Consider the following 25597-nt stretch of genomic DNA (forward strand, 5'->3'; position numbering starts at 1 on the left):
GTGGCTGGGGGCGCGGATGCCGCACCCTGATCCGGTCGGCGCTTCCCGTCGTATTCGGTTCGATCTACAAGAAAGGACGCCGCATGACCCCCGCCCTGCAGGCACTCGACCCGGCACTCGATACGGCTCTGGACACGATGGCGAAGCGCACCAAGGACCACGACGCCCCGGGCGGCCGGAGCCGGACCGAACGGCAAAAGATCGAGCGCCCGTCTCGCGCCGAGGTGGAGGCGGCGTTCCGCACCATCCTGCGCTGGACCGGCGACGATCCGGACCGCGAGGGGCTCTTGGAGACGCCGGCGCGGGCGGCTCGCGCCTACGAGGAGTTCTTCAAGGGCTATCGCGAGGATCCGGCCGCGATCCTGCGCAAGACCTTCGACGAGACCGCCGGCTACGACGAGATGGTGGTGCTGCGCGGCGTGCGCTTCGAGAGCCACTGCGAGCACCACATCGTGCCGATCATCGGCCGCGCCTGGGTCGCCTATGTGCCGAACGGCCGCGTCGTCGGCATCTCGAAGCTCGCGCGGGTCGTCGAGGTCTACGCCAAGCGGCTCCAGATCCAGGAGAAGATGACGGCCCAGATCGCCGACACGATCCAGGACGTGCTGGAGCCGCAGGGCGTCGCCGTGGTGATCAAGGCGCAGCACCACTGCATGTCGACCCGCGGCGTCCACAAGCACGACACCGACATGGTGACCAGTCGCATGACCGGCGTGTTCCGCGACAACACCGCGACCCGCCAGGAATTCTTGGCGCTGATCGACTAGACGACGGCGCACGTCGCGGCGGCGATGCCTCCCCCCTCATGGTGACGAGCGCTCCGCAGGAGCGCGTCTCGAACCATGAGGCCATGATCGACGGGGCCGCCCTCGCCCTTCGAGACGGCTGCTGCGCAGCCTCCTCAGGGTGAGGGCGGGGACAGGTCCGTTCGATCGAGTGCCCCTCAGTTCCCCTTCACGCCGGCGGCGCGGATCACCTTGCCCCACTTCTCGACCTCGGCGCTGAGCTGCGCTTTCAGCGCCTCGGGCGTCGCGAGCGCGAGCGGCACCGGCTCGGTGCCGAGGCTGGCGAAGCGCTCGATCACCTTGGGGTCCTGCAGCGCCTTCTGCAGCGCCGGCACGAGCTTGTCGGTCGCCTCCTTGGGCAGGCCGCGCGGCGCCCACAGCGCGTGCCAGGCCGACACCTCGAATCCCTTCAGGGCAGTCTCGTCGAGCGTCGGCAAGTCCGGCAGCGACGAGACGCGCGTCTTCGTCGTTACCGCGTAGCCCTTGATGCGGCCTTCCTTGATGTGGTTCGTCGTGTTGGTGGTCTGGTCGCACAGCAGATCGATCTGGCCGCCGACCAGGTCGTTCATGGCCGGCCCGGTGCCGCGATAGGCGACCTGCGCCATCTGCAGGTTCAGATCGTTGAGGAAGAGAAGCCCGCACAGATGCGCGGCGGAGCCGACGCCGGCATGGCCGAAGCTCGCGCTCGCCTTGTTGGCCTTCATCCAGGCGATCAGCTCGTCGATCGTCTTCGTCGGCAGCGCGGCCTTGGAGACGATCGTCATCGGCACGTCGGTGATGCGGCCGATATGGTCGAAGTCGGCGACCGGATCGTATTTCAGGTTGTCGTAGAGGGCCGGCGCGGTGGCGTGCGCGATGTGCCAGATGGCGAGCGTGTAGCCGTCGGCGGGCGTGCGGGCGATGCGGGCCATGCCGATGGTGCCGCCGGCGCCGCCCTGGTTCTCGACGATGACCGTCTGGCCGAGCGTCTTGGTCATCGACTCGGCGATCAGCCGCGCCACCGTGTCGGTCGGCCCCCCGGCCGCCGAGGGCACCAGGATGGTGATCGGCTTCGACGGATAGCCGTCGGCCTCGGCCGCGGCGGTCAGGCCGAGCACGGCCAGGCCGATGGTGGCAAGGCCGGTCGCCAGGCCGGCGGCGGCGCGCAGGATCGTTCGCACGCCCCGGTCCGGGGCGCGACGCTTCGACGTGTCAGGCATGGGCTCCCTCGTGCGCGAGGGCCGTGGCCTTGTTCGGCCGTTACAGATTGTCGCCGACGAGCGCCTCGCAGACCGCGTCGGTGACCATTGCCGTGGTCGCGCTGCCGCCGAGATCGGGCGTGTGCAGGCGCGGATCGGCCGTGACCCGCTCGACGGCACGCATCAGGCGCGCGGCCGCGGCGGTCTCGCCGAGATGCTCGAGCATCATCGAGCCCGACCAGAAGGTGGCGATCGGGTTGGCGATGCCCTTGCCGGTGATGTCGAAGGCGGAGCCGTGGATCGGCTCGAACATCGACGGGAATTCGCGTTCGGGATTGATGTTGCCGGTCGGCGCGATGCCGAGCGAGCCGGCCAATGCGGCGGCGAGATCGGAGAGAATGTCGGCGTGCAGGTTGGTGGCGACGATGGTGTCGATCGTCGCCGGCTTGGTCACCATCCGCATGGTCATGGCGTCGACCAGCATCTTGTCCCAGGTGACGTCGGGGAACTCGGCCGCCACCTCGGCGGCGATCTCGTCCCACATCACCATCGCGTGGCGCTGGGCGTTCGACTTGGTGACGACGGTCAGGAGCTTTCGCGGGCGCGACTGCGCGAGCCGGAAGGCGTAGCGCATGATGCGGGTGACGCCGACGCGGGTGAACATCGCGACGTCGGTCGCGGTCTCGTAAGGGAAGCCCTGGTGGACGCGGCCGCCGACGCCGGCATACTCGCCCTCGGAGTTCTCGCGCACGATCACCCAGTCGAGCTCGGGGCCGGAGACGGCGCGCAGCGGGCTCGTGATGCCGGGCAGGATTCGGGTCGGCCGCACATTGGCGTACTGGTCGAACGGCTGGCAGATGGCGAGCCGCAGGCCCCACAGCGTGACGTGATCGGGCACGTCGGGCGCGCCGACCGCGCCGAAGAAGATCGCGTCGTGACGGCGGATCTGGTCGCGGCCGTTCTCCGGCATCATCCGACCGTGCCGCTTGTAGTAGGCGGAGCCCCAGTCGAAGAGATCGACCGCGACACGGAAGCCGCCGTCGCGCGCCGCGCAGACGTCGAGCGCCTGCAGGCCGGCCGCGATCACCTCCGTTCCGATTCCGTCGCCCGGGATCGCCGCGATCCGATAGTCCCGCATCGTCGCTCCGCCTCTCGTCCGTCGTCGGCCGGGCGCCGCCAGGGCGGGCTGCATCCATGTCGGATGCATGCCGACTTCCATGCAAGTTCGCGAATCCGCTATACTGCGATCGTGGTGGGTCGTCAATCTTCCATCGGAGCTTCCATGCAACAGATCGTCTGTGCCCCGGATCGCGGAGCGCGCGCGTGATCGCCCGGAGCAGGGGGACGGCCGGCGGCCCCGCGGCCGCCGTGGCGACACCCGGGGTGCCGACCTCCGAGGCCACGTCGTCGTCGCTGGTGGAGAACGCCTATCGGGCCATGAAGGCGGCGGTGCGCGACAACGTGTTCGCGCCCGGCTACCAGGGCTCCGAGCAGGAGATCGCGCTGAAGCTCGGGATGAGCCGTACGCCCGTGCACGAGGCGCTGATCCGCCTCCAGGAGGAGGGGTTGGTGCGGGTGCTGCCGAAGCGCGGCATCCAGGTCTGCGCACTCTCGCCCGACGACATGCGCGAGATCTACGATCTGGTCGCGACGCTCGAAGGCCGCGCCGCCGAGGCGATCGCGGCGGCCGCCGACGCGCCGAAGCGGGCGGCCCTCGAGGCGCTCGACGCGAGCAACAGCGACATGAAGACCGCGCTGGAGCGCGACGACCTCGACGCCTGGGCGCGCGCCGACGACCGCTTCCACCGCGCGCTCGTCGAGCGCTGCGGCAACAGCCGGCTCGCCCGCGCGGTCGCGACCGTGATGGACCAGTCGCACCGCGCCCGCATGGTGACGCTGCGGCTGCGCGTGAAGCCGACACGTTCGTTGAAGGAGCACCTCGCCGTGACGGCGGCGATCCGCAAGGGCGACGCCGCGCGCGCCGGCGCGCTGGCGCGGGCGCATCGCGAGCACGCTCGCGACGAGCTGCTTCCGCTGCTCGAGAAGCTCGGCATGCGGCATCTGTAGAACGGACGGATTTTCGAACACTTTTCAGCAACAACATCCGGATTTCCGGATGCCGGAACGACTCGTGCCGGCGCGGCTTTTCGGACCGCGAGCGCGGCTCCTCGCCTACGCAATTCTCCGGAGCGCAGGATCCCGTAATCAAAACGCGGTCCCGAAACGGAACGAAGCTGCGCGTGCGGCCATATGAAATATCACAAGATGTCGTATCCGCCCGGACGGCCGCTTTCGGCGCGACGCGGGCATTCGCGCTCGGCGCTCCTCGCCGGAAATACGTGGTGATATATCACCTGACATCGAGGTTCGAACCGCTGCGCGACCCTGAGGGCCGAGCGGTCTCGCCGGAACCGCAAGTTTCCGACGTCTCCGTGACGACCTTCCTCGCCTGACACGCCCCCGGTATCAGACGACCGACCCGCCGCGTGCTCGTGCCTCTGCCGGACAAGCTCCCTACGAGGTCGTCATGAACGCCATCACCGAGACTGTCACCGCAACCGAGCCGTGGGCCGGCTTCGCCGCCGGAGCGTGGCAGAGCCGGATCGACGTGCGCGGATTCATCCAGGCGAACTATCGCCCCTATCTCGGTGACGCGGCGTTCCTCGCCGGCCCGACCAAGCGCACGCTCGGCGTCTGGGAGACGCTCACCGGCCTGCTCGCCGAGGAGCGCAAGAAGGGCGTGCTCGACGTCTCCGCCGACACGCCCGCCGCCATCACGGCGCATGCCCCCGGGTACATCGACCGCGACGCCGAGCTGATCGTCGGCCTGCAGACCGACGCGCCGCTCAAGCGCGCCATCATGCCGAACGGCGGCCTGCGCATGGTCGAGATGGGCCTCGAGGCCTACGGCTTCCAGATCGACCCGGTCGTCCAGGAGATCTGGACCAAGTACCGCAAGAGCCACAACCAGGGCGTCTTCGACGCTTACTCGCCGGAGATCCTCGCGGCCCGCAAGTCCGGCGTCGTCACCGGCCTGCCGGACGCCTACGGCCGCGGCCGCATCATCGGCGACTATCGCCGCGTCGCGCTCTACGGCACCGAGCGGCTGAAGGCCGACAAGCGGCGCGAGCTGCACGAGATCGACGACGCCGTCTTCGACGAGAAGACGATGCGGCTGCGCGAGGAGCTCAACGAGCAGATCCGTGCCCTCGACGAGCTCGCCCAGATGGCGGCGACCTACGGCTGCGACGTGACGCAGCCGGCCGCGACCGGCCGCGAGGCCGTGCAGTGGACCTATTTCGGCTATCTGGCCGCCGTGAAGGAGCAGAACGGCGCGGCGATGTCGCTCGGCCGCGTCTCGACCTTCCTCGACATCTATCTCGATCGGGACATTAAGCGCGGGCTCCTCACCGAGGCGCAGGCGCAGGAGCTGATCGACGACATGGTGATCAAGCTCCGCATCGTGCGCTTCCTGCGCACGCCGGAATACGACACGCTGTTCTCCGGCGACCCGACCTGGGTGACCGAGTCGATCGGCGGCATCGGCGAGGACGGCCGTCCGCTCGTCACCAAGACCAGCTTCCGTTTCCTGCAGACGCTGTTCAACCTCGGCCCGGCGCCGGAGCCCAATCTGACGGTGCTGTGGTCGACGCAGCTGCCCGAGGGCTTCAAGGACTTCTGCGCCAAGGTGTCGATCGAGACCTCGTCGATCCAGTACGAGAACGACGACGTGATGCGGCCGCACTGGGGCGACGACTACGGCATCGCCTGCTGCGTCTCGCCGATGCGCATCGGCAAGCAGATGCAGTTCTTCGGCGCCCGCGCCAACCTCGCCAAGGCGCTGCTCTACGCGATCAACGGCGGCGTCGACGAGAAGTCCGGCCTCGTGGTGGCCGAGGGCTTCACGCCGATCGAGGGCGACGTGCTCGACTACGAGACGGTGGTGGCGAAGCTCGACCTGATGATGAGCTGGCTCGCCAAGACCTACGTCAAGGCGCTCAACGTCATCCACTACATGCACGACAAGTACGCCTACGAGCGCATCGAGATGGCGCTGCACGATCGTGACGTGCTGCGCACCATGGCGTGCGGCATCGCCGGCCTGTCGGTCGCCGCCGACAGCCTCTCGGCCATCAAGCACGCCAAGGTGAAGGTGGTGCGCAACGCCGCCGGCCTCGCGGTCGACTACGTGATCGAGGGCGACTACCCGGCCTACGGCAACAACGACGACCGCGCCGACGCGATCGCCGTGTGGCTGGCCGAGAGCTTCATCGAGAAGATCAAGGCGCAGCCGCACTTCTATCGCGACGCGGTGCCGACCCAGTCGGTGCTGACCATCACGTCGAACGTCGTCTACGGCAAGAAGACCGGCAACACGCCGGACGGCCGCCGCGCCGGCGAGCCCTTCGCGCCGGGCGCCAACCCGATGAACGGGCGCGACAAGAAGGGCTTCGTCGCGGCCGGCGCGTCGGTCGCGAAGATCCCCTACGCCTGCGCGCTCGACGGCATCTCCTGGACCGCCTCGGCGACCCCGACGGCGCTCGGCCGGGTGCCGGAGGAGCGGCAGAAGAACCTCGCGGCCTGCCTCGACGCCTTCGCGGGCGCCATGGGCCATCACGTCAACGTCAACGTGCTCAACCGCGACACGCTGCTCGACGCGATGGAGCACCCGGAGAACTATCCGCAGCTCACCATCCGGGTGTCCGGCTACGCCGTGAACTTCGTCAAGCTGTCGCGCGAGCAGCAGCTCGACGTGATCAGCCGGACGTTCCACGGCTGCATGTGATCACGGCCGGCGCCGCTTCGCGGCGGCGCCGGTCAAAAAAGTTCGTCGCGAAGGCGCCCGGTTCCAAAGTTCCTGATCAGGGACCGGGCGCCGACGACGGGCCGAAGGACAGAAGACCATGACCCCCGAACCCTCCCTGATCCACACTCCCGCCGGGCGTCCCGGTTGCGTGATCGTGCCGCCGGCCGGTACCGATTCCGATACGGCGCCGGTCGGGTTCCTGCACTCGGTCGAGACCGGGGCGGCGGGCGACGGGCCGGGCATGCGGTTCGTCTACTTCGTTGCCGGCTGTCCGCTGCGCTGCGTCTACTGCCACAACCCCGACACCTGGACCACGAAGGGCGGCCGCCGCGTCGATCTCGACGAGGCGATCGCCGAGATCGCGCCGTATCGCGGCTTCCTGCGCCTCGCCGGCGGCGTCACCGTCTCGGGCGGCGAGCCGATGAGCCAGCCCGGCTTCGTCGGCGCGCTCTTGAGGCGCCTGCACGACGACCTGCGCCTGCACACGGCGCTCGACACCACGGGCTTCCTCGGCAGAAAAGTCGACGACGACTGGTTCGATCCGGTCGATCTCGTGATGCTCGACATCAAGCATTCCGACCCGGCCGTCTACAAGCAGATCACCGGGCGCGAGCTCGGCCCGACGCTCGACTTCGCGCGCCGCATGGTGCGCCTCGGCAAGCCCTTGTGGATCCGCTACGTGCTGGTGCCGGGCCTCACCGACGGCGAGGCCGACATCGCCCGGCTCGCCGATTTCCTGGTCGAGCTCGGCCCGCTGGTGCAGCAGGTCGACGTGCTGCCCTATCACCGGCTCGGCGAGCACAAATGGGCGGCGCTCGGCCGCGCCTATCCGCTCGGCGACACGCCGGTGCCGACCGCCGAACAGATCGCGGCGGCGATCGCGATTTTCCGCTCGCGCGGACTCACGGTCCGCTGATCTCCTCGCGCCGGCGGAAGATGAGAAGCAGCGTCGCTGCGCAGGCGAGCACGATCACGCCCAGCACGGCCGAGCCGATCAACGCGACGCCGGCGCCGAACCGGTCGATCACGGCCGCGTAGGTCACGGGGGCGGCCGCCGAGACGAAGAAGCTCGCGGCGGTCAGCCGGCCGACCAGGGCGCCGTAGGTGGCGTGATCGAACAGCACCAGCGGCTGGGTGCCGCGCACCACGGTCATCAGCCCGTTGCCGGCCCCGTAGGCGAGCGCGAACACGGCCGCCGCCGTGAGCGACACGCCGCCCCACAGCCCGACCACGAAGCCGAGCGGCAGCAGAGCCGCCGCCAGCGTGCCGAGCGCCAGAGGGTCGCTGCGGCCGCCGAGCGCCACCTCGCCGAGCCGCGCCGTCGACTGGCCGACGCCGCGCAGCGCCGACATCCACACGGCGGCTCCGGCGCCGAGGCCGAGCCCGGCCATCAGGCCGATCATGTGGGCCGACATGGCGGCGGCGAGGAACGCCGTCACGGTGACGGCGGTGGCGTAGAGCACGGCGGCGGTGCGGTGCTGCGCCGGCGTCACGGCGAGCGGCGCCGGCGGCGGCGCGGTGCCGGCCGGCACCGGACGGTCGGACGCGCGGGCGTCCGGGATCGACCGGTGGATCGGCACGGTGGCGAGCGCGAAGGCGGCGTAGCCGAGCGCGGCGCCGCGCCAGCCGAAGCCCTTCGTGAGCAGGTCGCCGATCGGCCAGAACACGCTCGAGGCGAGCCCACCCAAAAGCGTGATCTGGGCAATGGCCGGGCGCGCCTCGCGGCCGCCGATCCGCACCAGCGCCGCGAAGGCCGCCTCGTAGAGCGTCATCCGCATCGCGAGGCCGAGGCAGGCCCAGGCGGCGAAGAACGAGATCGGCCCGGTCGTGGCGGCGAGCCCGGCGCAGCCGAGCGCGGTGAGCAGCGAGCCGACCGTCATCACCCGGCGCCCGCCGAGCCGATCGATGGCCCGACCGACCGGCGCCGAGACGATGCCCATCACCACGAGCGCCAGCGCGAAGCCGCCATAGACCGCGGTGCGCGACCAGCCGAGGTCGGCCGCCATCGGATCGCCCAGCACGCCGACCAGATAATAGGACACGCCCCACATCACGAGCTGTCCGGCGCCGAGCGCCGCGACCAGGCGTCGCGAGATGCCGCTGCCGGCGGTCATCGAGCGGCCGAGCCGGCCGGAGTGGGCGGAGGCGTGCGGTCGCCGTCGCCCAGCGCGCGCTGCATCAGCACGCTGTCGAGCCATACGCCGTGCTTGAAGCCGCTCGCCCGCAGCACGCCGACCGGCGCGAAGCCGGCGCGGGTGTGCAGCCGGATCGAAGCGTGGTTCGCCGAGTCGCCGATCACGGCGATCATCTGGCGGAAGCCGCGCGCCGTCGCAGCCTCGACCAGCCGGGTGAGCAGTGCGAGGCCGAGGCCGCGGCCCTGCAGATGCGGCGCGACATAGACCGAGTTCTCCACCGTCCAGGCATAGGCGGGCCGGGACCGGTACGGCCCCGCATAGGCGTAGCCGGCGACAGAGCCGTCGATCTCGGCGACCAGGTAGGGAAAGCCGCCGGCGACCAGGGCGGCGCGGCGCCGCGTCATCTCGGCGAGATCGGGGGGATCGAGCTCGAAGCTGGCGCGGCCGTGGCGCACCGCCTCGGCGTAGATGGCCGTGACGGCGGGGAGGTCGCCGACCGCGCAATCGCGCAGCGACGGCCGGGACGAGACGAGCGGACTGGACAAGAACACCTCGCGAGAGGCCCGGAGCGGGCAGGACGGAGCGGCGTGACGCGGGCTGCGATCTTGCGCCCGGAGGCGCCGCCATGGAAGCTTATGGGACTTATGCATCCGATAAGGATCGCTGCCATGAAAGGCGTGACGCTCGACCAGCTCCGCACCTTCTGCGACGTGGCGACGCTCGGCAGCTTCTCGGCCGCGGCCGAACGGGCCGGGCTGACGCAGCCGGCCGTCAGCCTGCAGATCCGCACCCTCGAGCGACGGCTCGGGGTGCGGCTGATCGAGCGGCTCGGCCGCCGCGCCCAGCCGACCGCGGCGGGCAGCGATCTCCTCGTCCACGCGAGCCGCATCGGCGACGAGCTCGCCGCGGCGGTCGCGGCGCTGGCGCCGCACCGCGCCGGGACGGCCGGGCGGGTGCGCATCGGCACCGGCGCGACCGCCTGCATTTACCTGCTTCCGCCGGTGCTGCGGGCGCTGCGGCGGCGCCTGCCCGGGCTCGAGCTGACGGTCGAGACCGGCAACACCGCCGACATTCTCGACCGCCTCGCCGCCAATGCGCTCGACGTCGCGCTGGCGACCCTGCCGATCGCCGGCCGCAACTTCCAGGTGACGCCCGTCTATGCCGACGAGCTGGTCGCGGTGGCGCCGCCCGACGCGGCGCTGCCGCCGCGCTTCGGCGCCGCCGCGCTCGCCGACAAGCCGCTGGTGCTCTACGAGGCCGGCGGCAACACGCGCCGGGTGATCGATCGCTGGTTCGCCCGCGCCGGCCGCACCCCGAAGCCGGTGATGGAGCTCGGCAGCGTCGAGGCGATCAAGGAGCTGGTCGGCGCCGGGCTCGGCTTCGCCGTGCTGCCGCGCCTCGCCGTCGCGGCGGCGGAGGCGCGCGGCCAGATCGCGATGCGGCCGCTGTCGCCGCGGCTGACCCGCTCGCTCGGCGTCGTGCTGCGCCGGGACAAGCGGCTCGACCGCGGCCTGCGCGCCGTGGTCGAGGCGCTCTCGGACCTGTCGCCGACGTCCGCGGATGCGGGCCCGCGGCGGGCATCGGCGGCCGGGCGGCGGGCGCCCTGAGCGCGGGGCGATTGGCGGATTGATCCGGTTTCGATTTCGTTGCGGCGAATTCGACAATATGCCCGAGTTTGTCGGATCGAATTAACAGGACGTTGGCGCCGGCGGGCGTAGGCCGGAGGGGTCCAATCACGAGCTGGGAGGTCGGACATGCTCGATCTGGCCCACGACCCGATCCTCCGGAAGTCGTTCGAGCCCGCCTGTGCGGGCGCCGTCGCCGTGCCGACCGTCGCCGTGCCGTCCGTCGGCGCGCCGACCGTCGGCGCGCCGACCGTGCTGGTGATCGACGACGATCCGGTCCACCGGATGGTGCTGTGCAAGACGGCCGAGCGGGCCGGCTACGTGCCGACGGCGGTGGCGACCTTCGGCGCGGCGGTGTCGAGCCTGCGCCGCACCACCTTCACGACCATCACGCTCGATCTCTCGCTGGGCGCCCGCAACGGCCTCGACGTCATGCACGCGCTGGTCGAGATGGACTGCCGCACGCCGATCGTCATCGTCAGCGGTTCGAACGCCGCGATGCGCAGCGAGACCGTATCGATGGCGATCCTGATGAAGCTCGACGTGCGCGAGGCGCTGCCGAAGCCGGTCGATCTCACGCTGCTGCGCCAGGTGCTGACGCGCATCCGTCGAGACGCCGAAGCCGCCGCGCCGTCGCCCTTGCCGTTGTGAGGCGGAGTCGGCGCGCGGTCCCGTCTGCGCGATCAGGCCCGAAATTCCGTTCGTCGCCGCGAAGGTGCTACGGGATGCACACATCTCGAAAAGCTGCCGAGTTTCAGTGAGACGCAACACGCCGGCGGTCCCCTCCGACGTCATCGCCGGGCTCGACCCGGCGATCCATCTCTCTGCGAGAAAACGCTTTTTGGTGAAGGTGATGGATGCGCGGGTCGAGCCCGCGCATGACGCTCTCGTGCATAGCGCGCGATGTGTGCATCCCGTAGCGCGAAGGCGGGGACCCAGGGGCGTGACGACGTGTGGCTCTGGATCCCCGCCTTCGCGGGGATGAGCGGAGTGTGGGGCGATCTCACCAGACATCACGCCTCACAGCCGGACCTCAGTCGAACTTGGCCTGCGCGGAGGCGCCGCCCGGGGAGGTGATCTGCACCACGGCCTTGGCGGTCGGCGGCAGTGGCGCCGGGGCCGTGCCTTCGAGCCGGTTCGGGCCGGCCGGGACGAGCGGAACGCGTTGGCTCTTGCCGTCGACGACCAGCAGGGCGAAGCCCTGGTGACCGGCGGCGTCGCGCGGCTTGTCGTCGTGGCCGAGCAGATAGGCCGACACGGTCGCGCCCGCTATCACCAGCTCGACGTGATACTGGCCGGCGATGACGATGCGCCCGCCGTGGCTCGGCTTCGGATTGTGGGCGAGGACCGGACCGGGGGCGAGCAGGGTGGTGCCGGCCATCAGGGCAGCGGTCACGAAGGCGGCGTTCGTGAGCAGGGTGCGTCGGGTGATCATCGGGGTTCTCCTTCTTTGATGCAGGATCTTGTGCGGAACGAGTGATCAGTAGGTCGCCGGCGCGGCCGCGGTAGCGGACTCGGCGGCGCGCTCGGCTGCTGCGTCGCGCAGCCGGGCGATCGGCTTCTCGCCGAGCCGCAGCACCAGGATCGGCGTCACGAAGGCGTCGAGCAGCGTCGCACTGATCAGCCCGCCGAAGATGGTGACGGCGACCGGGTGCAGGATCTCCTTGCCGGCGCCCGAGGCGTCGATCAGCAGCGGCACCAGCGCGACGCCGGCCGAGAGCGCCGTCATCAGCACCGGCGTCATCCGCTCCAGGCACCCGCGGGTGACGAGATCGCGGCCGAACGGCAGGCCCTCGCTCACCGCCAGGTTGGCGATGTGGCTGATCTTGAGGATGCCGTTGCGGGCCGCGATGCCGGTGAGCGTGATGAAGCCCACCATGCTGGCGACCGAGAGGGGCTCGCCGGCGATCCACAGCGCCGCGACCGAGCCGATCAGCGCCAGCGGCACGCTGCCCATGATGATCAGCGCCAGCACGGCCGAGCGGTAGCGGCCGTAGAGGATCGCGAAGATCATCGATAGCGACACCAGCGACAGGAGCCCGATGGTGCGCGCGGCCTCCTCCTGGGCCTGGAACGTGCCTTCGAGGCGCGCCGTCACACCCTGCGGCAGCGGCGTGTCGGCGATGATCTTGCGGATCGACGCGACGATGCCGGCCATGTCGGCCGAGCCGTCGCCGTTGGCGAGCACGACGATGCGGCGCCGCGCGTTCTCGCGGAGAATCTGATTCGGCCCGTCGGTCTCGCGGATATCGGCGATCAGGCGGGCCGGGATCCAGCCGCGCGGGGTCTCGATCAGGAGATCGCCGAGCCCGCCGGTGGTGCGCAGCCGCTCGGGCAGGCGCATCACCACGTCGAAGCGGCGGTTGCCGTCGATCACCCGCGAGACGACGCGGCCGTTCGAGAGGCGGCCGAGCTGGTCGACCACGGCCGCCGGCTGCACGCCGTAGAGGGCGGCGCGGCCGTAGTCGACCCGGATCTCGAGCTGCGGGATCCGCACCTGCTTCTCGACCTGCAGGTCGACGACACCGGGGACGCCGGCGAGCTTCTCGCGGAAGCTCTCGGCGACCGTTCGCATCGTGTCGAGGTCCTCGCCGAACACTTTCAGGGCGAGCTCGGAGCGGATGCCGGACAGCATGTGGTCGAGCCGGTGCGAGATCGGCTGGCCGATGTTGAGCGACAGCGGCAGCACGGCGAGCCGCGCCCTTATGTCGGCGACGATCTCCTGCTTGGGCCGGCCGCGGTCGAGCGCCACCTCGAGCTCGGTGACGTGGATGCCCTCGGCGTGCTCGTCGAGCTCGGCCCGGCCGGTGCGCCGGCCGACCGTGCGGATGCCGGGCACGTCCATCAGCAGGCGCTCGGCGATGGTGCCGACGCGGTTCGACTCGGGCAACGACACGCCGGGATTGAAGGTGAGCAGGATCGTGAAGGTGCCCTCGTTGAACGGCGGCAGGAAGACGCGCGGCAGCGACAGCGCGGCGGCGCCGGCGGCGATCACCAGCGCCACGGTGGCGGCGATGATCGGCCCGCCGTTGCCGTAGGCGCGGCGCAGCGTCGCGGCATAGCCGCGCTTGAGCACGCGGACGAGAAAGCCTTCGCGATGGGCGTGCCGGCCGAGCGCCGGCAGCATGTAGAAGGCCATCACGGGCGTCAGCGTGATCGACACCAGGAGGCTCGCCAGGATCGAGACGATGTAGGCCTGGCCGAGCGGCGCGAACAGCTTGCCCTCGATGCCGCCGAGCGCGAACAGCGGCACGAACACCATCACGATGATGGCGGTGGCGTAGACGATGCCGGAGCGCACCTCCTGCGAGGCGCCGACCACCACGTCGAACACCGACCGCGGCGAGCCCAGCGCGACGTTCTCGCGCAGCCGCCGGAAGATGTTCTCGACGTCGACGACGGCGTCGTCGACCAGCTCGCCGATCGCGATGGCGATGCCGCCGAGCGTCATGGTGTTGATGGAGAGCCCAGCGAGGTGGAACACCACGGCCGTGATCAGGATCGACATCGGGATCGCGGTCAGCGAGATCACGGTGGTGCGCCAGTTCAGCAGGAAGGCGAACAGCACCACGGCGACGACGATACCGGCCTCGATCAGCACGGTCTCGACGTTGCGGATCGAGGTCTCGATGAAGTCGGCCTGGCGGAACATCGGATTGTCGAGCGAAATGCCGTGCGGCAGCGACGGCTCGAGCTCCTTGACGGCCTCCTCGATGCGGCGCGTCAGCGCCACCGTGTCGACGTCCGGCTGCTTCTCGATGGCGACGACCACGGCGGGTTTGCCCATGTAGCCGGAGTCGCCGCGCTTGGCGCGCGCCGCATAGTCGACGGTCGCGACCTGGTGGAGGAACACGGGCCGCCCCTCGACGGTCGCGACGACGACGTTGCGCAGGTCCTCGAGGCTCGTGGTGCGGCCGATGTTGCGGATCAGCACCTCGCGCGCGTCGAGGTCGGCGAAGCCGCCGCCCGCATTGGCGCCGAACGCCGTCAGCGCCTTCTCGATCTGCTCGTAGCTCACGCCGAGCGCGCGCAGCGCCGGCGGCTGCGGCGAGACGCGATACTGGCGCACCTCGCCGCCCATCGGGATCACCTGGGCGACGCCCGGAATGGCGAGGAGCCGCGGCCGCACCACGAAGTCGGCGGTCTCGCGCAGCTCCATCGGGGTCGCGGTCTGGCTCGTCATGGCGATCATCACGATCTGGCCCATCAGCGAGGAGACCGGCCCCATCATCGGGGTCACCTCGGGCGGGAGTTGATCGCGCACCAGCGCGAGCCGCTCGGCGACGAGCTGTCGGTTGCGGAAGATGTCGCCGCCCCACTCGAACTCGACATAGACGATGGAGAGCCCGACGCCCGACACCGAGCGGATGCGGGTGACGCCGGGCGCCCCGTTCATCCGCGTCTCGATCGGGTAGGTGACGAGCAGCTCGACCTCGGGCGGGGCGAGCCCCTCCGCCTCGGTCATGATGGTGACGGTCTGGCGGTTGAGGTCGGGGAAGACGTCGACGGGCAGGCGCGTGACGCTGTAGAGGCCGACGAGGATCAGCACGGCGGCGAGCGCCAGCACCAGGATGCGGTTGCGCAGCGACTGGGTGACCAGGGTGGTGAACATGCCGCGGCCTCAGCGCACGTTGTCGAGGAGCGGCGCGCCCTGCACGACGATCCGTCGGCCCGGCTCGACGCCGGCCAGGATCAGCACGCGGTCGCCGTCGAGCGGCGCGGTGCGCACCGGGCGCGGCACGAAGCGTTCGGCCGAGACGTGGTCGAACACCTGGGCCTGGCCGTCGGACCCGCGCACCACGGCGGAGCGCGGCACGGCGAGGCCGGACGTCGTCTCGCCGGTCGCCGCCACCACGGTGACGAACTGGCCGGTGCGGATGCCTTTGGTGTCGCCCGTGACGGCGAAGTGCACCGGGATGGCCTGGCCGCGATCGGCGAAGCCGGCGCCCCGGAAGGCGAGCGGCAGCGTCGTGCCGCCGGCCGTCACGGCGCTCGCCTCGGCGAGGCCGTCGAGGGGATGGAAGCTCATCGCCTCGACCCACAGGCGCGTCGGGTCGACGATCTGGAACACGATCGCGTTGGTCTGGGCGATCTGCCCGGCGACCGGCACGCCGTCGGCGACGATGCCCGACACCGGGGCGACCAGCGCCTCCGGCTCGCGGCGCACGCGGTCGAGCGCGGCGCGGCGGTCGTTCAGCCCCTTCAGCTCGAGCCTCGCTTCCTCGAGCTGGGTGCGGGTGACGGCACCGGAGGCGGCGAGCGGCTCCCAGCGGGCGATGCGGCGCTCGACGATGGCGATCTGCTGGTCGAGCTCGCCCTGGCGCTGGCGCATGTCGGAGGCGTCGATCGCCTGCACGGGCGGCGTGACATAGGCGAGCACGTCGCCGGCCTTCACGGCTGCGCCGAGTCGCGGGAAGCCGCCGGGCGGGGGCGCCAATCTTCCGCCGACCGCGGTCTGGACGTAACCGGCGGCGTCCGGGTCCGGGATGATGCGGCCCGGCAGCTCGACGGCGCGACGCGTGTCGCTGGTCGCCGAGAGCGTGTTCTCCAGCGCGAAGATGCGCTGCACCGCCTTGGGCACGAAGAGGGTGCCGTCGGTCTGGCGCTGCGCGCGCTCGGCGACCGCGGACGCGGTGGGGCGGGGCGTCGCCGGCGGGACGTCGGCGGCGCGATCCGCGTGCGCGACGCTCTCCTGCTGGAGGAGCCCGAAGCCGACCGCGGCGAGAAGCCCGACGCCGGCGAGCGGCACGGCGGCGGCGCGGCGTCGCCCGAACAGCCCGGCGAGCAGCAGGCCCGCCGCGATGCCGCCGGCCAGCGTCGACAGCACGGCCGGCCGGCCGAGCGCGCCGAGGCGGGCCGTCCAGGCGGGCCAAGTTCCGGCGGCTGCGGGGGCCGTGGTCGCGGCGGCTGCACTGGTCTCGATGGTGAGCGCGAGAATCTCGATCGTGTCGCCTGCCGTCACCGTGACGGCGAGATCGACATGCCCGGAGGCGGGCGCGCCGGCCGCGAGCCACGGCGCCTTCAGGCGGAAGCTGCCGTCCGCCGGCCGGGGCTCGGCCGTCACCGGCCCTTGCGGGGTCTCGATCTCGAGCGTCGCGTCGGCGATGGGTCGGTTGGTGGCGAAGTCGTCGAGCCACAGCGCCAGCTCGTCGCCGTTGAGAACGGCGACGAGTTGGAACGGTCCGCTCGTCGCCTCGCCGCGCGGCAGCATATGGGCCGGCGCGGTCGGCTGGTCGCCGTGATCGTGACCTTCGTGGGCGACGGTGGTCGCCATGCCGGCGAGCAGCGCGACGAGCAGCGCGGCGATCGCCACGGTCGCACGCGCCGCGGCCGCGCGAAACATGCGGGAGAGCATTGAAGAAACGTCCTTCGTCCTGGAACCGGGCATGGATCACGACCCGGCGCGATGGCCCGGGGCCGTGGTCGTTGCAGAAGCGGGCTCAGACGAAGAATCGAGGGGGACGGATCAGGCCGGACGACATGGCGTCGTCGAGCGTCGGGCCGGGGTGGATGCCGAGCACCGCCGCGGCGCGCGACGGCCAGACGAGGCCGGCATGGGCGGGCACCACCGAGCAGCAGACGCTGCAGGGACCCCCGCCGCAGCAGCCGGGTGCCGCACAGCCCCCGGACGCCGAGCCGTCGTGCTGCACGGACCCGTCGATCGCGGCGGCGGCGGACGAGTCGGATGTGTGCACGCGCGCCTGCGGCGCGAGGGCGACGGCCTGCGGCGTGCCGTCGACCGTCGCGGCGGAGATCCTCACGTCGACACGGGGCGATGTCGCGACCGGCTGCCGGGCAGGGCCGTGAGCGGTCAGGGCGTCACCCGCTTGGAGGTGAACCGCTTGGAGGTGAACCGCTTGGACGGAGCCCGCGTGCGCATGGCCCGGATGATCGTGACCATGTCCCGGATGGGCCTGTGCGAGGCCGGATCCGGCCACGACGAAACCGACCGCGGCTGCGACGAGCAGCGCGGCCAGTCCGAGCAGGCGCAGGATCGACGATCGCATCGGCCAGGATATCCTCTCGCGGATCAGAATACTCGTGTTCGGACGCGACGGCAATCGACGGACGTTGTGGTAACATGGTCGGGCAGCCCGCGATGCGTCGCCGTCCGTCCGGGCTTTACACGACTTTACATTCAAGACATCGCATAGACACTCGTCCTTGTGATCATGCCCGCCGGTGATCGTTCCGGTGAGCGTTCCCACCGTGTGCCGTCCCGTGTGTTCGTCCGCCGTGTGTTCGTGCGCCGTGCGTCCGTCGGCGGTGTCGTCCATTCGCTCCCCCCTGTCCTGATCAGAGCCGCCCATGCGCCGCCTCGCTCTCGTCCTCGCCGTGCTCGGTGTCGTGGCCGTCGTCGTGGCCGGCGCCGTCTTCGTGCTGCGCTCCTCGCCGGTCTCGGTCACGGTGGTGGAGCCGGCGGCCGAGGTGCCCATAAAAGTGTTCGGGCTCGGCACCGTGGAGGCGCGAGTGACCAGCCGGACGGGCTTCAAGGTCGCGGGCACGCTCACGGCGCTTCACGCCGACCACGGCGACAGCGTGACGACCGGCCAGGTGCTGGCCGCGATCGACGCGACCGAGCAGGCCGCGCGCCTCGCCAAGGCGGAGGCCCAGGTGGCCAGCGCCGAGGCGGCCCTGAAGGTCGCCGAGGCGGCCGCCCGCAAGTCGGAGGCGACGCATCGCCAGCGCGTGCAAACCAACCGTCGGCGGCAGTCGCTGCTGGAGCGCCAGTCGGTGTCGCAGGAGGCTGCCGAGGAGGCGCAGGCCAACGAGGCGATCGCCGGCGCCGACCTCCTGGTCGCCCAGAGCGAGATCGCGTCCGCCAAGGCGAGGCTCGACGACGCCCGCGCCCAGCTCGCCAGCGACCGCGCCGTGCTGGATCAGCACGTCCTCAAGGCGCCGTTCGACGCGATCGTGGTGTCGCGTGCGAAGGAGCTCGGCGCCGTGGTCGGAGCCGGCGAGGCGCTGTTCACGCTGGTCGCGCCGCAGACCGTCTGGATCCTCGCCTATGTGGACGAGGCGCGCGCCGGCGGCATCGCGCTCGGTCAGCCGGCCGAGGTGCGGCTGCGCTCGCTGCCCCAGAAGACCTTCCATGGCACCGTGGTGCGGATCGGCATCGAGAGCGACCGCGTCAACGAGGAGCGCCGCGTCTACGTCGCCTGCACGGACTGTCCGGCCGACTTCCACATCGGCGAGCAGGCCGAGGTGTTCGTCACCAAGGCGGTGCTGCCGCGCGCCCTGATGATTCCCGAGAAGGCGATCGAGCGCTTCGACGGTGCGACCGGGACTGTCTGGGTCGTGCGCGATGGCCGGCTCGCGAAGGTGCGGGTGCAGCTCGGCGACCGCAACAACGACGGCCGCGTGGCGCTGCGCGACGGCCTGCCCGACGGCGCCCGGATCGCCGCCGTGGTCGGCTCTGGTTTTCGCGAGGGACGCTCCGCCTCGATCGCGACGCTCGCCGAAGGATCGCGGCCGGAAGGATCGCGGCCATGAATCTCGCGCTCCGCGACATCCGGCACAATCTCGGCCGCTTCCTGATGACCTGCCTGGGGCTCGGCCTGCTGCTCGCCATCGTTCTCTCGATGCTCGGCATCTATCGCGGCCTGATCGCCGAGGCGCTGACCTTGGCGCGGTCGCCTGCCGTCGATCTGTGGGTGGTCGAGACCAACACGCGCGGGCCGTTCGCCGAGGCCTCGCGGCTGCCCGGCGACACGCGGGAGGCGGTCGCCCGCGTCGCCGGTGTCACCGCGGCCGGCGCCGTGACGTTCCAGTCGGTCGAGACCGAGACGGCGGCCGGCAAGCTGCGCGTCTATGTGATCGGCTCGGAGCCCGGCCGTCCCGGCGGTCCGGCAAACCTGATCGACGGGCGTCCGATCGTCCAGAGCCGCTACGAGGCGATCGTCGATCGCTCGGCCGGCCTGACCGTCGGCGAACGTCTGAAGCTCGGCCGCCGCGAGTTCACGGTGGTCGGGGTCACGGCCGGACAGGTCTCCTCGGGCGGCGACCCGGTGGTGTTCATCACCCTGCGCGACTCGCAGAAGCTGCAGTTTGAGCTCGCCCCGCCGGCGGCGCGCCGCGAGCTCGCCCGCGGCGGCGGCGAGGCGTCGAGCGACATCGTCAACGCGATCGTCGCGCGGGTGAGCCCCGACGTGCCGGTGGCGACCGTCGCCGACGGCGTGCGGCGCTGGAAGCATCTCGCGGTGCTGACCCAGGAGGAGCAGGAGACGGTGCTGAGCCGCTCGGTGATCGAGCGGGCGCGCCGGCAGATCGGCCTGTTCACGACGCTCCTGCTGATCGTCTCGACCGTGATCATCGCGCTGATCATCCACACGCTGACCATCGACAAGACTCGCGAGATCGCCACCCTCAAGCTGATCGGCGCGCCGGACCGCACCATCGTCGGCCTGATCCTGCAGCAGGCGCTCGCCATGGGGGCGATCGGCTTCGCCGCGGGCCTCGGGCTGCTCCTCGCCCTCAAGGACAGCTTTCCCCGCCGCGTGGTGGTCGATCCGCCGGACGTGATCGCGCTCGCCACCGTGGTCGTCGTCATCTGCCTGGTCGCCAGCACGCTCGGCGTCCGGCTCGCCCTGAAGGTCGATCCGGCGACGGCGCTGGCCGGGTGAGGAGGGCAGCATGACCGACGCCGCGATGATCAGTGCCGCGATGATCGGCGCCCCGACGCCCCTCGTCTCGTTCGTCGACGTGAGGAAGCACTACGGCGAAGGCTCGGCGCGGGTCGACGCGCTGCGCGGCGTGTCGTTCGACGTCGGCGCCGGCGAGGTGGTCGGGCTGCGCGGCCCGAGCGGCTCCGGCAAGACGACGGTGCTCAACATCGTCGGCTGCATCCTGGCGCCGTCGGAGGGCACGGTGCGGATCGCGGGCGAGGATATCTTCGCCGAGGGACACTGGTTGCGCCGCGATCTGCGCCGGCTGCGGCTCGAGACCATCGGCTTCATCTTCCAGTTCCACAACCTGCTGCCGTTCCTCACCGCGACCGACAATGTCGCCCTGGTGCTGCAGCTCGCCGGCGAGCCGCGCGCCGCGGCCCGGCGCCGCGCCCGCGAGCTGCTCGACTATCTCGACGTCGGCCATCGCCGCGACGCCTTTCCGGCGCAGCTCTCGGGCGGCGAGGCGCAGCGCGTCGCCATCGCCCGCGCGCTCGCCAACCGGCCCCGCATCATCCTGGCCGACGAGCCGACCGCGGCGCTCGATTCGCAGCGCGCCCAGACCGTGATGGATCTGCTTCGCCGCGTCGCCGTCGACCAGAAGGCGGCGATCGTCGTCGTCACCCACGACGAGAAGATCGTCGACCGCTTCGATCGAATGCTGGAGCTGCGCGACGGCCTGCTGATCTGACGCGGCGGCGGCGCCCCGACCGCCGGCACCGCGCGGCGCTGGCGGTCGGTCGCGCGCATCGGCTGTTCAGGCCGGACTCTCGGCCTCCTCGCCGCGATGTGGGGTGATCGCCGCCCGCCGGCGGGTCCGCCAGTCGCCGAGGAACAGGAGGATCGGCGCCGCGATGAACACCGACGAGCTCGCCGCCACGACGATGCCGAACACCATCGGAATGGCGAAGCTCGCCACCGCGGCGCCGCCGAACAGCGCCATCGGCAGCATCGCCAGGAACGCCGTCACCGAGGTGTAGAGGCTGCGGCCGAGCGTCTCGTTGATCGACCGGTCGATCACGTCGCGCAGCGGCATCGCCTTGAACCGCCGCATGTTCTCCCGCATGCGGTCGTACACCACGACCTTGTCGTTGACCGAGTAGCCGATCAGCGTCAGCAGCGCCGCGATCGCCGTGAGGTTGAAGTCGAGCCCGGTCAGCGCGAAGAAGCCGACCGTCTTGGTGACGTCGAGCACCAGCGTCGCGATGGCGCCGACCGCGAACGGCCATTCGAACCGCACCCAGATGTAGGCCATCATGGCGAGGCTCGCGAGCACCACGGCGAGCACGCCGGCGGTGGCGAGCTCGCCGCTCACTTTCGGCCCCACCACCTCGGTGCGCTCGACCTTCGAGCCCGGCGCGATCGTCGCGAGCTCTGCGCGGATCGTTTCCACGGCCGCGGTCTGGGCCGCCTCGTCGCCGGGTTGCCGCTCGGCCCGCACCAGCACGGTCGAGGCGTCGCCGAACTCCTGCAGCGCGATCTCGCCGAGCCCGAGCTTGTCCAGCCCGCTGCGCAGCGCGGCGAGGTCGGCCGGCCCCTTGGTCACCACCTCCATCTGGATGCCGCCGCGGAAGTCGACGCCGTAATTGAGCCCCGGCGTGACGAACAGGCCGAGCGAGGCGAGCGACAGGAAGGCCGACACGCCGATGCCGACGAAGCGGCCGCGCATGAACGGAATCGCGGTGCCCTCCGGGATCAGCCGCAGTCGGAACAGCGGCGCGATGTCCAGGGTCTTCAGACGCCGGCGCCGGACGATCGCGGTCATGATCACCCGCACGATCGACACCGCCGTGAACATCGAGATGGCGATGCCGAGCCCCATCGTGACGGCGAAGCCGCGCACCGCGCCGGAGCCGAACAGGAACAGGAGCGCGGTGGCGATCAGCGCCGTGACGTTGGAGTCGACGATGGTCGCCCAGGCGCGATTGAAGCCCGCATCGAGCGCCGCGAACGCGCCGAGGCCCTTGCGGGTCTCCTCGCGGATGCGCTCGTTGACCAGCACGTTGGCGTCGACCGCGAGCCCGATGCCGAGCACGATGCCGGCGATGCCGGGCAGCGTCAGGGTGGCGCCGAGCACGCTCAGGGCACCCAGCGTCAGCACCACGTTGAGGGCGAGGGCCGCGTTGGCGACGAGCCCCCACGGCCCGTACAGCACCAGCATGAAGGCGAACACCAGGCCGAAGCCGACGAGCCCGCTCTCAAGGCCGCGCGCGATGGCGTCGCCACCGAGATCGGCGCCGACGGTGCGCTCCTCGATCACGGTGAGCGGCGCCGGCAGCGCGCCGGCGCGCAAGAGCGCGGCGAGGTCGGTCGCCTGCGCCACCGTGAAGCGGCCGCTGATCTGGCCCGAGCCGCCGGTGATCGGCTCGCGGATCACCGGCGCGCTCAGCACCTTGCCGTCGAGCACGATGGCGAAGGGCCGGCCGACATTCGCCGTGGTGATGTCGGCGAACTGACGGGCGCCGACCCCGTCGAAGCGGAACGAGACGATCGGCTCGCCGGTGCGCTGGTCGAAGCCGGCGCGCGCGTCGGCGAGCCGGTCGCCGGCGACCGACACGCGATCCTCGATGGCGTAGCGCTCGCCCGCCGTGGTGCCGGGCATCACATGAACGCCCGCCGGCAGCGGTCCGGACGGATCGGCCATCGACAGCATGTGGAAGGTCAGCTTGGCGGTGCTGCCGAGCAGCGCGCGGATGCGGCTCGGATCCTGCACGCCGGGAAGCTGGACGAGAATCCGGTCGGCGCCGGCGCGCTGGATCGTCGGCTCGGCGACGCCGACCTGATCGATTCGCTGGCGGATGATCTCGATGCTCTGCTCCACGGCGGCGTTGGTGCGGTCGCGGATGCCGTCCTCGCCGAGCGTCATGCGGATGCGTCCGGCCGGGCCGGTCGGACCGGCCGGGCCGGGCGTCACCGTGATGTCGGTGTTCGTCGGGCTGCCGAAGGCGAGCGACGCCACCGGCTGCGCGAGCTTGCGCAAGAGCTTCACGGCCTCGGCCTCGCGGGCCGGATCCCGCAGGTCGACCACCACGGCATTGTCCTGCCGGCGGACCGAGGCGGTCTCGATGCCGGCCTGGCGCAGCTCGCGCCGGGCTTCGCCGACGAGCCCCTGCAGGCGCTCCTTGACGAGCTCGCGGATGTCGACCTCGAGCACGAGATGCGATCCGCCGCGCAGATCGAGCCCGAGCGTGATCTGCTTCTTGGGGAGCCAGTCCGGCAGGGCCGCGAGCTGGGTGGAGGTGAGGAGATTGGGGAGTGCCGCGAGCATGCCCAGAAGGATCACGAGGGCATAGGTCACCAGCACCCGAGGCGAGGTTCGCATGGGTGTCGTCCAGGTCGAGCGATCGCGCACCGGCGCGACGTCGTCGCCCGGCGGGATCGTGATGAGATCGGAACGGAGTAAACGGCCGCGCGGAAGAATGGCGCGGTCGGGATCAGGCCCCGACGGCCGGCGGACCGCGCGCGTCGAAGGCGCGGCGGAAGGACGCGCGCGACGTCTCGATCGGTGGTCCGGCGAGGCGCGTCGCCGCCGTGACGATCGGCACCGACACATCGGTCGGCAGCACGGCCGGGTGATCGCCCGACGGCCCGAAGGCGGCCGGGGCGCCCGGCTCGCTGCGCTCCGCCCGCATGGTGGCGGCGGCGCGCAGCATGTCGCGCACCGGAAGGGCCGGCCGCGCCGTCTGATCGGCGTTCTCGACGCCCCGCGACATCGTGCCGCCGACGCCGATCCCGAGATGGAGCCCGAGCAGCGGCAGCGCGCTCCAGTGCAGCATCAGCAGGGCGACGACCAGACAGGCGCGCAGGCCGGCGGGTGTCGCCGTGCCGCTGTTCTCCTGTCGTGTCGCGCGTCCGGCCGTCATGTTTTCGCTGTCAGGCTCTCGTCGCCAAGCTCTCGTCGCCAAGCCCTCGTCGCCAAGGTCTCGTAGGCAGGGTCTCGTCGGGTCGCGAACGGCTGTCACGGTTCGCTGGTGATATCGGTTCGCGTGTCGTATCGCATCTCGCGCACGACGTCGCGGACGACGCGTGCCGGTGCGCTTGCTCGATCGTCTTCTAGCCGATCATAATGGCGGAAATCCATCCATCAGAGTGCCGTTCCGCCCGCGGGACCGTGCGAGGCCTCGTCGTTCATGCCGCATCACACTCCGCTGATCGCCACCATCGTCGCCGGTCTCGGCCTCGCCTTCGTGTTCGGTGCGCTCGCGCATCGGCTGAAGGTTCCGCCGCTGGTCGGATATCTCGTGGCCGGGGTGCTGGTCGGTCCGCACACGCCGGGCTTCGTCGCCGATCAGACGCTGGCGCCGGAGCTCGCCGAGATGGGCGTGATCCTCTTGATGTTCGGCGTCGGCCTGCATTTCTCGCTCGAGGATCTGCTCTCCGTGCGGGCGATCGCCGTGCCGGGCGCGATCGTGCAGATCGCCGCCGCGACCGCGATGGGGGCGGGGCTCGCCTGGTGGCTCGGCTGGTCGATGCCGGCCGCGCTGGTGTTCGGGCTCGCGCTGTCGGTGGCCTCGACCGTGGTGCTGCTGCGCGCCCTGCAGGAGCGTCGCCTCGTCGAGACCGAACGCGGGAAGATCGCGGTCGGCTGGCTCATCGTGGAGGATCTCGCGATGGTGCTGGCGCTGGTGCTGCTGCCGGCGCTCGCCGGCGCGCTCGGCACCGGCGCCGCCGGGGCGAACGGCCATGTCGCGCCGGGCGGTCTGTTCGGCTTCGTCACCGATCTCGGCGTCGGCGGCGTGCTCGCCGTGACGATCCTCAAGGTCGCCGGCTTCGTCGTCGTGATGCTGGTGGTCGGCCGCCGCGTGATCCCGTGGGTCCTTCACTGGGTCGCGCATACCGGCTCGCGCGAATTGTTCCGGCTCGCCGTGCTGGCGATCGCGCTCGGCGTCGCCTTCGGGGCGGCGAAGCTGTTCGGCGTATCCTTCGCGCTCGGCGCCTTCTTCGCCGGCATGATCCTGTCCGAATCCGAGCTGAGCCATCGTGCCGCCGAGGAGTCGCTGCCGCTGCGCGACGCCTTCGCGGTGCTGTTCTTCGTCTCGGTCGGCATGCTGTTCGATCCGACGACCATCCTGCGCGAGCCGATCGCCGTGCTGGTCACGCTGTTCATCATCGTCATCGGCAAGTCGGCGGCGGCGTTCCTCATCGTGCGGGCCTTCGGCCATCCCACCAGCACGGCGCTGATCATCTCGGCGAGCCTCGCGCAGATCGGCGAGTTCTCCTTCATCCTGGCCGAGCTCGGCGTCGGCCTGAAGCTGCTGCCGGAGGCGGCGCGCGACCTGATCCTGGCCGGCGCGATCCTATCGATCCTGATCAATCCGCTCGCCTTCGCGGCGGTCGCAGCCCTCAGCCGCCGGATCGGCGCGTCCGCCGCCGCGCCGCCCAACGCCTCGGCCGCTCCGGGC

20 protein-coding genes are annotated in these 25597 nt (G+C 71.1%); 10 read left to right on the forward strand and 10 right to left on the reverse strand.

The features are described from left to right. Positions 1-83: 83 nt before the first annotated feature. Entirely contained in the window at positions 84-767 is a 684-nt protein-coding gene (gene folE, locus CCR97_RS21305; protein ID WP_420826090.1) for a GTP cyclohydrolase I FolE, read from the forward strand. Positions 768-943: 176 nt separating this feature from the next. Here the strand turns inward: folE and CCR97_RS21310 are convergent, their stop codons facing one another. Together CCR97_RS21310 and CCR97_RS21315 are read right to left on the reverse strand one after the other, a co-directional pair. Continuing rightward, positions 944-1984 carry a tripartite tricarboxylate transporter substrate binding protein BugD gene (locus tag CCR97_RS21310; RefSeq protein WP_111359129.1) on the reverse strand — a complete coding sequence of 347 codons (1041 nt, stop codon included), beginning with the start codon at positions 1982-1984 and terminating at the stop codon, positions 944-946. 40 nt (positions 1985-2024) lie between these two features. Beyond that, positions 2025-3101 carry a tartrate dehydrogenase gene (locus CCR97_RS21315; protein WP_111359130.1) on the reverse strand — a complete coding sequence of 359 codons (1077 nt, stop codon included), beginning with the start codon at positions 3099-3101 and terminating at the stop codon, positions 2025-2027. A 230-nt stretch (positions 3102-3331) separates the two neighbouring features. On the opposite strand from CCR97_RS21315, the gene CCR97_RS21320 reads away from it, so the two are divergent. From CCR97_RS21320 to pflA, 3 genes are all read left to right on the forward strand, one after another. After that, positions 3332-4030 (forward strand): GntR family transcriptional regulator, encoded by a 699-nt coding sequence (locus tag CCR97_RS21320; protein ID WP_420826091.1) that lies wholly within the window; start codon positions 3332-3334, stop codon positions 4028-4030. Positions 4031-4490: 460 nt separating this feature from the next. After that, the gene (pflB, locus tag CCR97_RS21325) at positions 4491-6749 is read left to right on the forward strand and encodes a formate C-acetyltransferase (RefSeq protein WP_111359132.1); all 2259 of its coding nucleotides are present in this window, start codon (positions 4491-4493) and stop codon (positions 6747-6749) included. Positions 6750-6867: 118 nt separating this feature from the next. Continuing rightward, positions 6868-7686 carry a pyruvate formate-lyase-activating protein gene (gene pflA, locus CCR97_RS21330; RefSeq protein WP_111360662.1) on the forward strand — a complete coding sequence of 273 codons (819 nt, stop codon included), beginning with the start codon at positions 6868-6870 and terminating at the stop codon, positions 7684-7686. Here pflA and CCR97_RS21335 read toward each other — a convergent pair. Both CCR97_RS21335 and CCR97_RS21340 read right to left on the reverse strand, forming a co-directional pair. Then, positions 7673-8884, reverse strand: coding sequence for an MFS transporter (locus CCR97_RS21335; RefSeq protein WP_201159822.1), 1212 nt, complete (start codon positions 8882-8884; stop codon positions 7673-7675). The genes pflA and CCR97_RS21335 overlap by 14 nt on opposite strands. Then, the gene (locus tag CCR97_RS21340) at positions 8881-9450 is read right to left on the reverse strand and encodes a GNAT family N-acetyltransferase (RefSeq protein WP_244670596.1); all 570 of its coding nucleotides are present in this window, start codon (positions 9448-9450) and stop codon (positions 8881-8883) included. The genes CCR97_RS21335 and CCR97_RS21340 overlap by 4 nt, the downstream gene beginning before the upstream one ends. Before the next feature lie 123 nt (positions 9451-9573). Here CCR97_RS21340 and CCR97_RS21345 point away from each other — a divergent pair, with 123 nt between their 5' ends. Next, positions 9574-10512 carry a LysR family transcriptional regulator gene (locus tag CCR97_RS21345; RefSeq protein ID WP_111360408.1) on the forward strand — a complete coding sequence of 313 codons (939 nt, stop codon included), beginning with the start codon at positions 9574-9576 and terminating at the stop codon, positions 10510-10512. A gap of 147 nt (positions 10513-10659) precedes the next feature. Next, positions 10660-11181, forward strand: coding sequence for a response regulator (locus tag CCR97_RS21350; RefSeq protein ID WP_201159823.1), 522 nt, complete (start codon positions 10660-10662; stop codon positions 11179-11181). 382 nt (positions 11182-11563) lie between these two features. On the opposite strand, the gene CCR97_RS21355 is transcribed toward CCR97_RS21350, so the two are convergent. The 4 genes from CCR97_RS21355 to CCR97_RS21370 all read right to left on the reverse strand — a co-directional run bounded on the left by CCR97_RS21355 (position 11564) and on the right by CCR97_RS21370 (position 17807). After that, entirely contained in the window at positions 11564-11965 is a 402-nt protein-coding gene (locus CCR97_RS21355; protein WP_244670597.1) for a hypothetical protein, read from the reverse strand. A gap of 45 nt (positions 11966-12010) precedes the next feature. Beyond that, positions 12011-15142 (reverse strand): efflux RND transporter permease subunit, encoded by a 3132-nt coding sequence (locus tag CCR97_RS21360; protein WP_111357200.1) that lies wholly within the window; start codon positions 15140-15142, stop codon positions 12011-12013. A 9-nt stretch (positions 15143-15151) separates the two neighbouring features. Beyond that, positions 15152-16885, reverse strand: a complete 1734-nt coding sequence (locus CCR97_RS21365) for an efflux RND transporter periplasmic adaptor subunit (protein ID WP_244670598.1) — start codon at positions 16883-16885, stop codon at positions 15152-15154. 85 nt (positions 16886-16970) lie between these two features. Beyond that, positions 16971-17807, reverse strand: coding sequence for a hypothetical protein (locus CCR97_RS21370; RefSeq protein WP_146618739.1), 837 nt, complete (start codon positions 17805-17807; stop codon positions 16971-16973). Positions 17808-17838: 31 nt separating this feature from the next. Between CCR97_RS21370 and CCR97_RS21375 the strand changes: the two genes are divergently transcribed. The 3 genes from CCR97_RS21375 to CCR97_RS21385 are packed head-to-tail and all read left to right on the forward strand — an operon-like array spanning position 17839 to position 20886. Beyond that, complete coding sequence (locus CCR97_RS21375; RefSeq protein ID WP_207199542.1) at positions 17839-19023, forward strand: efflux RND transporter periplasmic adaptor subunit; 1185 nt, start codon at positions 17839-17841, stop codon at positions 19021-19023. After that, positions 19020-20153: an ABC transporter permease gene (locus tag CCR97_RS21380; RefSeq protein WP_111357195.1), complete on the forward strand. Its 1134-nt coding sequence runs from the start codon at positions 19020-19022 to the stop codon at positions 20151-20153. Before CCR97_RS21375 ends, CCR97_RS21380 begins: the two co-directional genes overlap by 4 nt. Positions 20154-20163: 10 nt before the next feature. Next, positions 20164-20886 (forward strand): ABC transporter ATP-binding protein, encoded by a 723-nt coding sequence (locus CCR97_RS21385; protein ID WP_476705565.1) that lies wholly within the window; start codon positions 20164-20166, stop codon positions 20884-20886. Between the two features lie 66 nt (positions 20887-20952). Here CCR97_RS21385 and secD read toward each other — a convergent pair whose 3' ends face one another. Further along, the gene (gene secD, locus CCR97_RS21390; protein WP_111357192.1) at positions 20953-23517 is read right to left on the reverse strand and encodes a protein translocase subunit SecD; all 2565 of its coding nucleotides are present in this window, start codon (positions 23515-23517) and stop codon (positions 20953-20955) included. Between the two features lie 112 nt (positions 23518-23629). Continuing rightward, on the reverse strand, positions 23630-24058 hold the full coding sequence (locus tag CCR97_RS21395; RefSeq protein WP_111357190.1) for a hypothetical protein: 429 nt from the start codon (positions 24056-24058) through the stop codon (positions 23630-23632). Positions 24059-24325: 267 nt separating this feature from the next. On the opposite strand from CCR97_RS21395, the gene CCR97_RS21400 reads away from it, so the two are divergent. Beyond that, the coding region (locus CCR97_RS21400; RefSeq protein ID WP_201159824.1) for a cation:proton antiporter domain-containing protein at positions 24326-25597 on the forward strand (1272 nt) is incomplete at its 3' end.

The sequence above is a fragment of the Rhodoplanes elegans genome, from assembly GCF_016653355.1.
Taxonomy (GTDB): Bacteria; Pseudomonadota; Alphaproteobacteria; order Rhizobiales; family Xanthobacteraceae; genus Rhodoplanes; species Rhodoplanes elegans.